This is a genomic window from Pandoraea nosoerga, from assembly GCF_902459585.1.
Taxonomy (GTDB): domain Bacteria; phylum Pseudomonadota; class Gammaproteobacteria; order Burkholderiales; family Burkholderiaceae; genus Pandoraea; species Pandoraea nosoerga.
The window spans coordinates 37,700-51,401 of the sequence record NZ_CABPSC010000011.1 but is presented as its reverse complement, the minus strand read 5'-3'; the positions used below and the strand labels follow the sequence as shown (position 1 = coordinate 51,401).

The following is a 13,702-nucleotide window of genomic DNA, read 5'->3' as shown; positions in this document are numbered from 1 at the left end:
ATCTCCTAGAGCGGGGACGAGCGAGCCCGCCATCCCAACGATCCGGCAATGAATCTACCTGGCATGACAAGGTGGCGCACGCTCGCCTGCGCAGTGCTGCTGGCGGGCGCGCCGTGGACGGTGACGCTCGCGCAGCCGCCGCAATACAAGAACGAGGCGGAGTTGATGGGGGCGGCCATGGCGTCGCCCGAGGGGGTCGGGGAAGTGCTCGATCGGCTCGTTCAGAAGTGCGGCCTGTATGGCGAAGCGACCAAGACGCGCGGCAACGCGGCGCTGCGCGCGTGGCAGGCTCGCCATCGCGCGTATCTCGCGGAGGGCCGGCGCGTGCGCGCCGAATTGCAGGCGTCGTACTCGGATGCGCGCTCGCGCGAGCAATTCGACGCGCTGGTGCGCACCCAACTGCCGATGCTCGTCGAACGCCAGTTCGTCGTGTACGCGCGCAGCATCGACGATCAGCCCACCGCGGCCGCCAAGGCCGATTTGTGCGACGGCTATTTCAGCGCCGTCGACGATCGTCAGTTCGACCTCACGGTGAACGACCCCGCGCTGGCGGCGTTTTTCGATCGGCGGATGGCGGGGCGGGACGCCGCCGGAGATAGTGCCTCGGCGCCGCTCGCGCCGGCGCCCGGCAGTGGGGCGCCGGCCCAATAATCGTCGTGACGAGCCCGCACGGAAGGGGCACGATGCGAAGCGCCCGCCAGACAACGCACGCGGCTCGTTCATGTCAGTTCCGTTCGTCGAAGACGGCGCGGCCTTCACCTCAAGCCCGCGCATGCGCGAAGCGCAGTCTGACATCGGCCCGGCACATCGGCCCGGCGAGGGGCCTTGCGATGGGGCGGGTGTGCCGGGGCTCAGGCGGCGTCTTCGGTGCGGCATGGCGTCGCAGCCGAGGGCGCCGTGCCCAGTGCGATGCCGCCAACGATGAGCGCGAGCGCGATCCAGACGTCCGCGCCAAGCGACTCGCGCAGGATCAGCGCCGACGCCAGTGTGCCGACCACCGGCACGCCCAGCAGGCCCAGCGACGTCACGCCGGCCGGCAGTCGGCGGGTCACGACGCCCGCGAGCCAATACGCGATGCCGCCGCCCACGATGCCGCCGTAGGCGAGCAATGCCGAAAAGCCGGCCCAGCCGCTCACATGCGGCGCGCCGTCGACTACGGCCGCGAGCGTACACATCACCACGCTCGCCAGCAGCAATTGCCACGGGCTCAGCTCGAACGGCCCGTTGACCCAGCGGTGCGCACGCATGTGGACGATCGCAATGGCCCACACGAACGCCGAGCCCAGCACGAGCGCATTGCCGAAGACGGCGTTGCCATCGCTCCAGTCGAACGCCAGCGGGTTGAACATCACGCCGAGCCCGACGAGGCCGCACGCGAGCCCTGCCAGCCGACGTGGCGCGAGCGCCTCCCCGAGCCAGAGCCGTGCGGCCGGCATGACCCACAGCGGCGTGGTGTAGGCGAGCACCGCGGAGCGTCCCGCGCTCACGTACTGCAGGCTCAGCGCCACGAGCAACGAGAAGACCGTCATGTGCAAGAGACCGACGCTCAGGATCACCGGCCAGTCGCCGCGGCGCGGCAGCACGAGCCGGCGCGTGAGCGCGCAGATGACGAACAGCGTGAACATGCCGATGGTCGCGCGCAGCGCCGCGCTCCACCACGGCGACACATGCGCGAGCAAGGCTTTGCTCACGGGCCAGTTCACGCCCCACGTCACGATCACGATGACAAAGAGCAACCCCGCGTGCGAGCGCACCGGGCAATGGGGTGAGGCGAGGCGTTGCAGACTGGCGGGCAGGTTCACGCGTGCGGACTCCCGGAACGGCATGGCAGGACGATGGAGGGCGACGTTGCGCGATGCCCGACGAGCGAGGCGAAGGCCGGGGTGACGGCTGGAGCGATGGCCGGCGCCGGGCCGGGCGGCAAGTGGAAGCGGAGCGGCAAGCGTCTTGCCGACAGGTTAGGGCGGGCGGGGATCGTAGAGAAGCGCCAGAAGCGTGGCAATCGTTGGTGCCACGCTGGTCCGGCGCGCCGTTTGCGCTCAGGCGTGGGGCGGGCGGCCGCTCAGCTTCATGCCGAGGCCGCGCAGGAAGACGCGCACGCCGTCGGTCTTGCCGAGCTTCGGACGGTGGCGGAAGACGTCGTAGTCGGCGGCTTCGATCATGTCGAGAATGCGCAGGCCGCCCTGCACCACGCAGCACAGCTCGAGCCCGAAGCGGCCCGGCACGCGATTGGCCAGCGGCGCGCCGCGCAGCATCATCTGCCGCGCAAAGTCGACTTCGTAGCGCATCAGTGCGCGCCAGCGCTCGTCGCAGGTCTGCGCGCCGATGTCGGCGTCGCTCACGCCGAAGCGGGCCATGTCGTCCTGCGGCAGATACACCCGTGCCTTGCGCCAGTCCACTTCCACGTCTTGCCAGAAGTTGATGAGCTGCAGGGCCGAGCAGATGTCGTCCGAGCACGCGATGTTCTCCGGCGTGTCGAGCTTGAACAGGCCGAGCATGATGCGTCCGACCGGATCGGCCGAGCGGCGCGTGTAGTCGCGCAGATCTGCGAACGTGGCGTAGCGTTTGACCTCGATGTCCTGATCGAAGGCCGAGAGCAGGTCGGAAAACGGCTGGACCGGAAGCCCGTACTGCGCGATGACGCGGGCGAGCGCGGCGAACAGCGGCCTGTCGGGAGAGGTGGGCTCGCCGGCCGCGATCCGGTCGAGTTCCGCCTGATACGCCGCGAGGCCGGCATGGCGCTCGGCATTGGTGGCGTCGCCCTCGTCGGCGATGTCGTCGGCCGTGCGGGCGAAGTTGTAGATGACGCCGACCGGCGCGCGCATTTCAGGCGGCAACAGGATACTGGCGACCGGGAAGTTCTCGTAATGCTCGATCTTGGCGTCGGAAGTCATCGGGCTCGTCAAAGGGACAACGTCATCGCGGCGGCGTTGACGGGGCAACGCGGGTAACGTGGGCAACGGGGGCAAAGTTGCGCAACAGGGGGGAACACGGGCGGAAAACCGCCAAAAGACACCGGAAAACCCGCCCCGGGCGCCCCGAGATTCTATGCTATCGTTCCCGATTCTGGCGGGAAAGTCGCGCCAATCCCCGGTATACTTCCCTCCTTGCAAGAATCCCCAGAGTTTTTCCGTGGTGTCACCCCGTTCCCCTGCACGACGAGGAGCCTCGTGAGCGTCGCCGAACCGATCGATATTTCGCCAGAGCAAAGCAGCGCTCGCGTGGCCTCGGGCAGCAGTTTCTATGCTGCCATGCGCATTTTGCCGCCCGCGCAGCGCGAAGGCATGTTCGAGATCTATGCCTTTTGCCGCGCCGTGGACGACATTGCCGACGACGGCGACGACACGTCGGCGAGCCGCATGGCCCGCCTGGCCGCCTGGCGACGCGATCTGGCCGACCTCTACGATGGCCGTCCCGCGCCCTCGCTCGCGAATCTCGCGCGCGTGGTCAGGCAATTCGGGCTGAAGCACGAAGACTTCCTCGCCGTCATCGACGGCATGGAAATGGACGCCTGCGGGCCCATCGTCGCGCCCGATCTGGCCACGCTGGACCTTTATTGCGATCGCGTGGCGAGCGCCGTCGGCCGTCTTTCGGTGAAAGTGTTCGGCATGCCGGAGCAGGAAGGCATCGACCTGTCCCATCATCTGGGCCGCGCGCTGCAACTCACCAACATTCTTCGCGATATCGACGAGGACGCCGCCATCGGGCGCGTGTACCTGCCGCGCGAGACGCTGGCACAGGCCGGTATCGCCGGCGCGACGCCCGAGAAGGTGGTTGCCGCGGGGCTCGACCTCGCCTGCGCACCGCTGGTCGCCCGGGCGCACGAGCATTATGCGAAGGCGCGCGCCATCATGGCGCGCCATCCGCGCCGCATGGTCATAGCCCCGGCCGTCATGGCACGGGCCTACGGTGCAATTCTCGACAAGCTCGTGGCGCGTGGCTTCGCCGTGCCGCGCGAGCGTGTACGTGTGCCGCGCTGGCGCCTGATTTTGATGCTGCTGCGGCAGATGGTCTTCTGATGGCGGGCACGGTTCATGTAATCGGCGCCGGCCTTGCGGGCCTGGCCGCCGCGGTCCGGCTTGCCTCGCGCGGGGCGGCCGTCGTACTGCACGAGGCGGCGCCCCAGGCGGGCGGCCGTTGCCGTTCCTACTTCGATCGTCAGCTCAACGCCGTGATCGACAATGGCAATCACCTGGTGCTCTCGGGCAATACGGCGATGCGCGAATTCACGCGCGTCATCGGGTCGGAACATACGCTCACCGGCCCGGGCCGCGCCGAGTTCGCTTTCGTCGATCTCGAGAGCGACGAGCGCTGGACGGTGCGGCTGTCCGAGGGTCGCCTGCCGTGGTGGATCTTCGATCGGCGCGCTCGCGTGCCCGGCACGAAATGGTCGGATTACCTGTCGCTCGCGCCGCTGCTGCGCGCCGGTCCCGAGGCGACGATGACCGACGCGATGCGCTGCCCACCCACGCTGTACAAGCGATTGATTCATCCGCTGTTTCTTGCCGTGCTCAATGCCGATCCGGCCGAAGGCTCGGCGCAGATGGCCGGCGCCGTCATCCGCGAGACGCTCGCGGCCGGCGGCAAGGCGTGTCATCCGCTTATCGCGAGCGACGGGCTCGACGTGTCGTTCGTCACGCCGGCCCTGGCGTTTCTGGACGCGAAGGGCGCGCAGGTGTTGATGCAGCACCGCGTGCGGGCGCTGGGCTACGCGGCCGACGGCAGCCGCGTCGAATCGATCGACTTCGGCGACGGGCCGCAAGCGCTCGGTGAGGACGATGCCGTCGTGCTGGCGGTGCCGCCGAACGTCGCGGCGTCGCTGGTCCCCGGCCTGACGACGCCCGACGAATACCGCGCCATTGTCAACGCGCATTTTCAGGTGCCGCCCCCGCCGGGCTGCCCGCCGATGATCGGCGTGGTCAACGGCGTGAGCGACTGGATTTTCGCGTTCGAGAACCGGCTGTCGGTGACGATCAGCGGCGCGGACCATTTGCTCGACGAATCGCGCGAATCGCTCGCGCAACGCATTTGGGAAGAGGTCGCGCGGGCCTGTCGGGTTCCGGCCACGCCGATGCCGGTGTGGCAACTGGTGCGCGAGAAGCGCGCCACGTTTGCAGCAACGCCGGCGCAGGACACACGCCGGCCCGGCACCAAAACGCGCTGGCGCAATCTCATGCTGGCCGGAGACTGGACGGCCACGGGGCTGCCCGCGACCATCGAAGGGGCATTGCGCAGCGGCAACCGGGCGGCGGACGAACTGCGTCCGGCCTGAAGTCATTGTTCTGAAGTCTTTGTTTTTCCGCGGCGTGCAGCAAGCGCCGCTCACTCGCCTTTGAACGGGCAAGAACGCCATGGACACGATACGCGATGCTTCCGACAAGGAAGCGCGACGCACGGCCACCGCCACGGCGGTGGACCTCAAACTGCATACCGAGCTCGCCCAGAAGGTGAGCACGGCAATGGCCACGCAGACGCTGGAGAGCAGCATCGAGCGCTCGATCACGGCGCTGCTCGATCTGCAGCACGACGACGGCCACTGGCTCTTCGAACTCGAAGCCGATTCCACGATCCCGGCCGAATACGTGTTGCTTCGCCATCATCTCGGCGAGAAGGTCGACGCAGAGCTCGAAGCGAAGATCGCCGCGTATCTGCGCCGCATCCAGGGTGAGCACGGCGGCTGGCCGCTGTTCCATAACGGCAAGTTCGACATGAGCGCGAGCGTGAAGGCCTATTTCGCGCTCAAGATGATCGGCGAGCCGATCGACGCCCCGCACATGGTGCGCGCGCGCGAAGCGATCCTCGCGCATGGCGGCGCGCAGAATTCCAACGTCTTCACGCGGATTCTGCTCGCGCTGTACGGGGTGGTGGAGTGGAAGGCGGTGCCGATGATGCCCGTCGAGATCATGCTGCTGCCGAAGTGGTTCCCGTTCCACCTCTCGAAGGTGTCGTACTGGGCCCGCACGGTGATCGTGCCGCTGCTGGTGCTGCAGGCCAGGCGTCCGCGCGCCCGCAATCCGAAGGGCGTGCACATCGACGAGCTGTTCATCGGCAGCCCGAAGGACGTCGGTCCGCCCAAGCGTGCGCCGCATCAGAGCCGCTTCTGGTTCACGTTCTTCGCCGGCGTCGACCATGTGCTGCGCGCGCTCGATCCGTTCTTCCCGAAGAAACTGCGCGAGAAGTCGATTCGGCGCGCCGTCGAGTTCGTCGAAGAGCGCCTGAACGGCGAAGACGGCCTTGGCGCGATTTATCCCGCCATGGCCAACGCGGTCATGATGTACGACGTGCTCGGCTATCCGGAGGATCATCCGAGCCGCGCGATCGCACGCAAGTCCGTGGAAAAGCTCGTGACGCCGGCCGAGCACGAAACCTACGTGCAGCCGTGCCTGTCGCCGGTGTGGGATACGGCACTGTCGGCCCACGCGCTGCTCGAGACGGGCGACAAACGCGCCATCGAGATGGCCGGCAAGGGGCTGGAGTGGCTCATTCCGCTGCAGATTCTCGACGTGCGCGGCGACTGGATCTCGCGCCGTCCGAACGTGCGGCCGGGGGGCTGGGCGTTCCAGTTCGCCAATCCGCACTATCCGGACGTGGACGACACGGCCGTCGTGGCCATGGCCATGGACCGCTACGAGAAGCTCGCGGGCAAGTTCGAGGGCGACAAGGTCGACGAGAGCACGCGTCCGATGCGCTATGCGATCGATCGCGGCACCGAATGGGTCATCGGCATGCAGAGCAGCAACGGCGGTTGGGGCGCGTTCGAGCCGGAGAACACGCACCTGTATCTGAACAACATCCCGTTCTCCGATCATGGCGCGCTGCTCGATCCGCCCACGGTGGACGTCTCCGCCCGCTGTCTGTCGATGCTCGCGCAACTGCCGCAGTCGCCGGCGCGCCGCGCCTCGGCCGAACTGGCGCTGAAGTACATCCTCGACGATCAGGAGCCGGACGGCAGTTGGTACGGTCGCTGGGGCATGAACTACGTGTACGGCACGTGGTCGGCGCTGTGCGGGCTGCAGGCCGCCGGCTTGACGCCGGAGCACCCGGCCATGGCCAAGGCCGCGCAGTGGCTCATCTCGATTCAGAACGCCGACGGCGGCTGGGGCGAGGACGGCGACAGCTACAAGCTCGAATACAAGGGCTACGAAGCCGCGCCGAGCACGTCGTCGCAAACCGCCTGGGCGCTGCTTGGCCTGATGGCCGCCGGCAAGGTCGATCACCCGGCGGTCAAGCGCGGCGTCGACTATCTGCTCAACACGCAGAACGACGAGGGCCTGTGGGACGAAGCCCTCTACACGGCCACAGGCTTCCCGCGCGTGTTCTACCTGCGCTACCACGGCTATCGCAAGTTCTTCCCGCTGTGGGCGCTCGCACGCTACCGCAACCTTACCGTGCGCAACGACTGCCCGGTGCCCTGCGGCATGTAGGGAGCGGTATGGACGCGCCCATCCTGGTCGTGACCGGCATGCCGTTCGAGGCGCGTATCGCGCGCGGCGACGGCGTGCATGTCCTGTGCGCGCAGAACGCTACGCTTGCGGCCGAACTGGACGCGGCGATCGCTCGCCATGGAGCGCGAGGACTCGTGAGCTTCGGCACCGCGGGCGGCCTCGTTCCCGGGGTGAAGCCAGGGCAGTGGGTCGTTGCGCACAAGGTGCTGGACATGCCGCAGCAGGCGCGCGAGTACGCTGCACACCCCGGCTGGGCCGATGTGCTGCTGCGCGCCATGCCCGGTGCGCTGCACGCGGACCTGGCCGGCGTGGCGACGCCCGTCGTCGCCGCCGGCGACAAGGCGGCGCTCTCGCGCGAGACCGGCGCGGCGGCGGTCGACATGGAGTCCCATATCGTGGCGCGTGTCGCGCTGGCGCGTGGATTGCCGTTCGTCGCGGCCCGTGTCGTGATCGATCCGGCCGAACGGTCGTTGCCGCCGGCGGCGCTGGCCGGCATGCGCCCGGATGGCTCGGCCGACGTCGTCGGCGTGCTGCGCTCGCTCGCCGGCGATCCGCGCCAGTTGCCGGCCCTGCTGCGCGTGGGGCAGGACGCCGGCCGTGCGAAGCGGGCCATGCAAGCGGGGCGACGGGCCATCGCGCTGCAGCTCGGCGCCGGCTTTGGCGCCACGGCAGCGGGTATCTGAAACGGCCCGCGCGCGAGGCGGTGCCGCCTGCATTCGATCGATGAAAAATGCCAGCGTGTCGCAAGGACAGGCTGGCATTTTTTATGGCCGCGACGGTGGCTGGCGTGCGGTCGTGCCGTCGTGCGATCGGGGATGATTGGGGATGATTGGGGATGATTGGGGATGATTGGGGATGATTGGGGCGAGGTCAGGCGTCCGACGATTGCTGCCCGCGTGCTTGTGCACGGCCTTTCCACATGCCGCCCCGCCCGCGCCAGTGCTGCAGCGCCGAATCGAACGTGAAGACCGTGTAGAGCGCGGCGACGACCGGCAGGAAGGGGCCGAAGCTCGACGGCTGGCGATAGAAGCGCAGCATCGGAAGGTAGGAGAGCGTCATCGCAAGCCAGGCGAACAGCCCGAGCCATTGCGCGATGCCCGAAGCGAAGAGCGTCATCGCCGGCGGCACGATGAACGTGAGCAACAGCGAGACGATCGTCCCGGCAAGCAGTACGGGCGAGTATTGCAGCTGCGCGTATGCCGTGCGCGAGACCATCTTGCGAATCTCGCCAAGGTTGTCGTAGGGACGCACGCTCGTCGCGCGTTCGGTGAGCCCCAGCCAGATCGGGCCTTGCTTCTTGAGCAGGCGCCCCATCGCACAGTCGTCGATGATCTCGTCGCGGATCGCCTCGATGCCGCCGCCGGCTTCGAGCGAGCGGCGATGAATCAACATGCATCCGCCGGCTGCCGCGGCCATGCGGCGCTTCGGATCGTTGACCCACGCAAACGGGTAGAGCATCTGGAAGAACAGCACGAAGGCCGGAATCAGCGTGCGCTCGAACCACGCGGTGCAGCGCAGCTTCGCCATGAGCGAGACGAGCACGCGCCTGTCGCCGACGGCGCGCGTGACCAGGCGACGCACGTTATCGGGCGTGTGGGCGATGTCGGCGTCGGTGTGCAGCAGGTACTCGGGAACGATGCCGTCGTCGTCCGTTGCGGGATCGCTCGCGAAGGCGACACCCTGACGGATCGCCCACATCTTGCCCGTCCAGCCGCCGGGCAGCGCTTGGCCGCTCAGCACGTCCACGCGGCGCGCGAAGCCCTCGGCCGCGGCGCGCTGCGCGGCCTCGCGGGCGAGCCCGGCGGTGCCGTCGCTGCTCTGGTCGTCCACGACGACGATACGCAGCCGGCCCGCGTAGTCCTGACGGCACAGCGACTCGACCACCTGCGCAATGGATTGCGCCTCGTTGCGCGCGGGGATCACCACGGCCACGGCGGGCCAGGCCTCGGGCACGGGCAGGCGGTCTTCGTCGACGTCGTCGCGCTCGCGCGCACGCCAGAAGCCGCCTTGCGAGCTCAGCAGATAGATCCAGATGGCCAGCGAGAGCGCGGCGATCCAGGCCAAAACAGTCATGACAGATATCCGGCAGAGCCGAACCAGGCGAGCGCGTCGCGCAAGCCGTCGGCATAGGGACGGGCGGTGTAGCCCAACTCGCGCCTTGCCTTCTCGGAGGAGAAGAACATGTGATAGCGCGACATCTTCAGGCCATCGACCGTGACGAACGGTTCTTTGCCCGTGAAGCGCGCCACGCCTTGCGCCGCCATCGCGAGCGGGTACAGCGGCCAGCGCGGCAGCGAGATGGTGGGGGCCTTGCGGCCGACCATCCCGGCAATGGTGGCGAGCATGTCGCGCAGCAGGACGTCGTCGCCGCCGAGAATGTAGCGCTCGCCGATGCGGCCGCGCTCGAGCGCGAGAAGGTGACCTTCGGCGCAATCGTCGACGTGCACGAGGTTCAGCCCCGTGTCGACGAAGGCCGGAATCTTGCCCTGGGCGGCCTCGACGATGATGCGGCCCGTGGGCGTGGGTTTGATGTCGCGCGGCCCGATGGGCGTGGACGGATTGACGATCACGGCGGGCAGGCCGTCGTTCGCGATCATCCGCTCGACCAGACGCTCGGCTGCGACCTTGCTGCGCTTGTACACGCCGATGGTCGTGGCTTCGTCGTTCGGGGAGGTTTCGTCGACGGGACCGGTGGCGTCATGCACGCGCAGCGTGGCAACGCTGCTCGTGTACACCACGCGCCGGACGCCGGCGCGCAACGCCGCTTCCATTACCGTGCGCGTGCCGTCGATATTGGCACGCATGATGTCGTTGGGATCTTTCGCCCACAGGCGATAGTCGGCGGCGACATGCAGCAGGGCGTCGATGCCTTCGAGCGCGCGCTGCATCGACGCGGCGTCGCGCATGTCGCCTTCCACGACTTCGACAGGCAGGTCGGCAAGGTTCGCCCGCGGACTGGTGCCGCGCACCAGCAGGCGAACCTCGTGACCGCGTGCGAGCGCCGTGCGTGCCACCGCAGAACCGACGAACCCGGAGGCGCCGGTCACCAGCACACGCGAGGGCATTTATGCCTTGGCCCGGCGCAGTTCGTCGAGCTTGATCTCGACGTGCTTCGAGAAGACGTACTCGGCCGGACGCTGCCTGGCGAACGAGACGTCCTCGGCCATCGGGCCTTCGGTGCGCACGCCCTTGAGCGCCACGCCGAGCGCGCGCAGCGGGTGCGACATCGTCTCGTTGACGGCCGTGGCTTCGAAGCCGCTGTGCACCATGCAGTCGGCGCACTTTTCGTAATTGCCCACGCCGTACTTGTCCCAGTCGGTGGTTTCCATCAACTCGGTGTACGTCTTGGCATAGCCTTCGCCCAGCAGGTAGCACGGACGCTGCCAGCCGAACACGGTGCGCGTGGGGTTGCCCCATGGGGTGCAGTGGTACGAGCGGTTGCCGGCCAGGAAGTCGAGAAACAGGCTCGACTGGCTGAACGACCACTTCTTGCCGCCGTTGCCGCGCTTGAGAATGTCGCGAAAGAGCTGCTTGGTCTTCGAGCGGTTCAGGAAGTGCTGCTGATCCGGCGCGCGCTCGTAGGCGTAGCCCGGCGACACGGTAATGCCGTCGAGGCCCAGATCCTTGGTCGAATCGAAGAACTTGGCGACCTTCTCGGGATCGGCGTTGTTGAACAGCGTGCAGTTGATGTTCACGCGAAAGCCGCGCGACTTGGCCAGCTTGATGGCCGCCACGGCACGGTCGTACACGCCTTCTTGCGAGACCGCGGCGTCATGCATTTCGCGGTCGCCGTCGAGGTGAATCGACCAGACGAAGAACGGGCTCGGCTCGTAGTCGTCGATCTTCTTCTCGAGCAGCAGGGCGTTGGTGCACAAATAGACGAACTTCTTGCGCGCGATGATGCCCTTGACGATTTGCGGCATTTCCTTGTGCAGCAACGGTTCGCCGCCCGCGATGGACACCACCGGCGCGCCGCACTCGTCGACCGCCTCGAGCGACTCCTTGAGCGAGACGCGCTGGTTCAGGATGGGGTCCGGGTAGTCGATCTTGCCGCAGCCCGAGCAGGCCAGGTTGCAGCGAAACAGCGGTTCGAGCATCAGCACCAGCGGGTAACGCTTGTTGCCCTTGAGGCGCTGCTTCATCAGGTAGGCGCCAACATACGCCTGTTGCAGGAAGGGGATGGCCAAGTTCGGCTCCTGTTCGTGTTGCGTTAGCCGGCGACCGCGTGTTGGGCGGCGGCCGGCTCGTCTTTGGTCAATTCCGACGGCAAGCGGAATTGGATGGTTTCCTCGATGCCGTCCATGAGAGTCACTTCGACCGTGTCGATGCGGCGCAGCGCGTCGATCACGTCTTCGACCATGCGCTCGGGCGCGGACGCCCCGGCAGTAATGCCGATGCGGGCTTTTCCGCGCACCCATTCGGGCTCGACTTCGGAGCCATCGGCCACGAGGTAGCTCGGCAGCCCCATTTCGGAGCCGATCTCGCGCAGGCGGTTCGAGTTCGAGCTGTTCGTCGCCCCGACCACGAGCAGCACGTCCACGCGCTCGCACAGTTCGCGCACGGCGGTCTGGCGGTTCTGCGTGGCGTAGCAGATGTCCTTGGTGTTCGGGCCGACGATATTGGTAAAGCGACGTTGCAGCGCAGCAATGATACCGCGAGTCTCATCGACCGAGAGCGTGGTCTGCGTGACGTAGGACACGGGCGTGTCGAGCGCGAGCGGCAGGGCGTCGACGTCCGCCTCGGTTTGCACCAGATGCACCGGGCCGTCGATCTGGCCCATCGTGCCCTCGACTTCGGGGTGGCCCGCGTGGCCGATCAGGATCACTTCGCGCCCGGCCGACACGTAGTTCTTGCCCTGGATATGCACCTTGGTCACGAGCGGACAGGTGGCGTTGAGCACCTTGAGCCCGCGCGTCTGCGCTTCCTGTTCGACCACGCGTGCCACGCCATGGGCGCTGAAAATGGTCACCGCGCCCGCAGGGGCCTCGGACAACTCGTCGATGAAGCGCGCACCCTTGGCCTTGAGCGAATCGACCACATGCTTGTTGTGGACGATCTCATGGCGCACATAGACCGGCGCGCCGTATTTTTCCAGGGCGCGTTCCACGATCTCGATGGCACGTATGACACCCGCACAGAACCCGCGGGGTTGGGCAAGGATGACTTGCATTCAGCTCTCCGGCTCAGGTCGGCCGGGATGACGGTCTCAATCGGTGGGCCACGGCGCGAAATGCACGCGTTCCGTGAACCGCCCGGTGCCATGGGAGATGGCAAGTCGGGTGTACCTTCGGGGGGACCGCCGTCCGGTCGTTTGACAAGCGACGATTGTAACCGGCGCGGCCAAATGTTGCTGACGAGCCCCTGTAGGAGAACGTCAGCCGATGTTGCGAAAATGTTGACGAACCGGCAGGCATCGGGGCCGAAATGCGTCCGATCCTGCCGTAATACCGTTCGCCGGCGATTCCCGCCGCGGCGGCGCGCGGCGGCGAACGGGCTGCCCGTTGTCAAGTATTTGATTTATTTGCCGAAACGCTCGTTCTTGTCGCGCAGGTACGCGATCAGCCCGTCGATGCCCCCCTGGGCGATGCGCGCCTTGAACTGCGGTTGATAGAGCTGGATGAGCCAGGCGTCGGCCACGTTCTCGCCCATCATGTTGATGTCGTAGATTTTCCAGCCCTTATCGGTCTTGGCGAGCCGATAGGCCACCGACAGGTTGTCGCCGGTGCCGCTCACCGACGCGCCCACGACCGCGTCGGTGCTGTTCGGCGCGAGCTTGGCCGGCGCGAACTTGAACGACAGGTCGGTGCCGCGCACCTGCATGAGCTGCAGGGCGTAGGTGTTCACGAGCAATTGCTGGAACTGCTGGAAAACCTGCTCCTGCTGAGCGGGCGTGGCCGCATCGAAGACCTTCGGGCCCACGGCGTAGCGCGTGGTGCGACGAAAGTCGGTGTAGGGCAGGAAGTCGCGCGCCACGATGCGGGCCGTGGCGGCCGCGTCGCCGTTGCGCGCGGCCGGATCGGCCTTGGCCGCCTTGACGACCGTCTCGACGGCCGTCCTGACCATGTCGTTGGGGTTGGCGCTCGCCTGCGCCCAGGCGCTCGACACGAGGCTCACGCCGGTGATGCCCGCGGTGGTGCTCAAGGCAACGGCCGCGGCTGCCGTCACTAGAAATTTGTTCATGCCCAGTCTTGTCGTCGTTGGTGTAAATCGGGGTAGGCCGTAGTGTAGTCCAGGCGACCCCCATGTGGCCCCTGTAT

The 13,702-nt window shown here is 67.3% G+C and carries 12 protein-coding genes; 5 read left to right on the top strand and 7 right to left on the bottom strand.

Features of this window, described 5'->3' with window-relative positions:
- Window positions 1–48 precede the first annotated feature (48 nt).
- Complete coding sequence (locus tag PNO31109_RS14765) at window positions 49–651, top strand: hypothetical protein (RefSeq protein ID WP_150556225.1); 603 nt, start codon at window positions 49–51, stop codon at window positions 649–651.
- 200 nt (window positions 652–851) lie between these two features.
- Here the strand turns inward: PNO31109_RS14765 and PNO31109_RS14760 are convergent, their stop codons facing one another.
- Together PNO31109_RS14760 and hpnC are read right to left on the bottom strand one after the other, a co-directional pair.
- On the bottom strand, window positions 852–1,802 hold the full coding sequence (locus PNO31109_RS14760; RefSeq protein ID WP_244958179.1) for a DMT family transporter: 951 nt from the start codon (window positions 1,800–1,802) through the stop codon (window positions 852–854).
- A gap of 237 nt (window positions 1,803–2,039) precedes the next feature.
- A complete protein-coding gene (hpnC, locus tag PNO31109_RS14755; protein WP_150556223.1) occupies window positions 2,040–2,894 on the bottom strand; it encodes a squalene synthase HpnC in 855 nt (284 codons plus the stop codon).
- Window positions 2,895–3,170: 276 nt separating this feature from the next.
- Between hpnC and hpnD the strand changes: the two genes are divergently transcribed.
- The 4 genes from hpnD (at window position 3,171) to PNO31109_RS14735 (ending at window position 8,128) form a co-directional block, all read left to right on the top strand.
- On the top strand, window positions 3,171–4,019 hold the full coding sequence (gene hpnD / locus PNO31109_RS14750) for a presqualene diphosphate synthase HpnD (RefSeq protein WP_150556222.1): 849 nt from the start codon (window positions 3,171–3,173) through the stop codon (window positions 4,017–4,019).
- Window positions 4,019–5,272, top strand: coding sequence for a hydroxysqualene dehydroxylase HpnE (gene hpnE / locus PNO31109_RS14745; protein ID WP_150556221.1), 1,254 nt, complete (start codon window positions 4,019–4,021; stop codon window positions 5,270–5,272). Before hpnD ends, hpnE begins: the two co-directional genes overlap by 1 nt.
- A 187-nt stretch (window positions 5,273–5,459) precedes the next feature.
- A complete protein-coding gene (shc, locus tag PNO31109_RS14740) occupies window positions 5,460–7,424 on the top strand; it encodes a squalene--hopene cyclase (RefSeq protein ID WP_150556334.1) in 1,965 nt (654 codons plus the stop codon).
- An 8-nt stretch (window positions 7,425–7,432) separates the two neighbouring features.
- A complete protein-coding gene (locus PNO31109_RS14735) occupies window positions 7,433–8,128 on the top strand; it encodes a phosphorylase (RefSeq protein WP_150556220.1) in 696 nt (231 codons plus the stop codon).
- 187 nt (window positions 8,129–8,315) lie between these two features.
- On the opposite strand, the gene PNO31109_RS14730 is transcribed toward PNO31109_RS14735, so the two are convergent.
- The 5 genes from PNO31109_RS14730 to PNO31109_RS14710 form a co-directional block, all read right to left on the bottom strand.
- Window positions 8,316–9,518 carry a glycosyltransferase gene (locus PNO31109_RS14730; RefSeq protein WP_150556219.1) on the bottom strand — a complete coding sequence of 401 codons (1,203 nt, stop codon included), beginning with the start codon at window positions 9,516–9,518 and terminating at the stop codon, window positions 8,316–8,318.
- Window positions 9,515–10,510 carry a hopanoid-associated sugar epimerase gene (hpnA, locus tag PNO31109_RS14725; RefSeq protein ID WP_150556218.1) on the bottom strand — a complete coding sequence of 332 codons (996 nt, stop codon included), beginning with the start codon at window positions 10,508–10,510 and terminating at the stop codon, window positions 9,515–9,517. Before hpnA ends, PNO31109_RS14730 begins: the two co-directional genes overlap by 4 nt.
- Window positions 10,511–11,632 carry an adenosyl-hopene transferase HpnH gene (gene hpnH / locus PNO31109_RS14720; protein WP_150556217.1) on the bottom strand — a complete coding sequence of 374 codons (1,122 nt, stop codon included), beginning with the start codon at window positions 11,630–11,632 and terminating at the stop codon, window positions 10,511–10,513. It lies immediately after the preceding gene.
- A 23-nt stretch (window positions 11,633–11,655) separates the two neighbouring features.
- Entirely contained in the window at window positions 11,656–12,615 is a 960-nt protein-coding gene (gene ispH, locus PNO31109_RS14715; RefSeq protein ID WP_150556216.1) for a 4-hydroxy-3-methylbut-2-enyl diphosphate reductase, read from the bottom strand.
- A gap of 347 nt (window positions 12,616–12,962) precedes the next feature.
- Entirely contained in the window at window positions 12,963–13,625 is a 663-nt protein-coding gene (locus tag PNO31109_RS14710) for an MlaC/ttg2D family ABC transporter substrate-binding protein (protein ID WP_150556215.1), read from the bottom strand.
- Window positions 13,626–13,702 lie beyond the last annotated feature (77 nt).

Excerpts from the sequence above, each read along its gene's own strand:
- PNO31109_RS14710 (WP_150556215.1), bottom strand. The coding sequence starts at position 13,625 with ATGAACAAATTTCTAGTGACGGCAGCCGCGGCCGTTGCCTTGAGCACC.
- shc (WP_150556334.1), top strand. The coding sequence starts at position 5,460 with ATGGCCACGCAGACGCTGGAGAGCAGCATCGAGCGCTCGATCACGGCG.
- PNO31109_RS14765 (WP_150556225.1), top strand. The coding sequence starts at position 49 with ATGAATCTACCTGGCATGACAAGGTGGCGCACGCTCGCCTGCGCAGTG.
- PNO31109_RS14730 (WP_150556219.1), bottom strand. The coding sequence starts at position 9,518 with ATGACTGTTTTGGCCTGGATCGCCGCGCTCTCGCTGGCCATCTGGATC.
- hpnA (WP_150556218.1), bottom strand. The coding sequence starts at position 10,510 with ATGCCCTCGCGTGTGCTGGTGACCGGCGCCTCCGGGTTCGTCGGTTCT.
- ispH (WP_150556216.1), bottom strand. The coding sequence starts at position 12,615 with ATGCAAGTCATCCTTGCCCAACCCCGCGGGTTCTGTGCGGGTGTCATA.
- hpnC (WP_150556223.1), bottom strand. The coding sequence starts at position 2,894 with ATGACTTCCGACGCCAAGATCGAGCATTACGAGAACTTCCCGGTCGCC.
- hpnE (WP_150556221.1), top strand. The coding sequence starts at position 4,019 with ATGGCGGGCACGGTTCATGTAATCGGCGCCGGCCTTGCGGGCCTGGCC.
- PNO31109_RS14735 (WP_150556220.1), top strand. The coding sequence starts at position 7,433 with ATGGACGCGCCCATCCTGGTCGTGACCGGCATGCCGTTCGAGGCGCGT.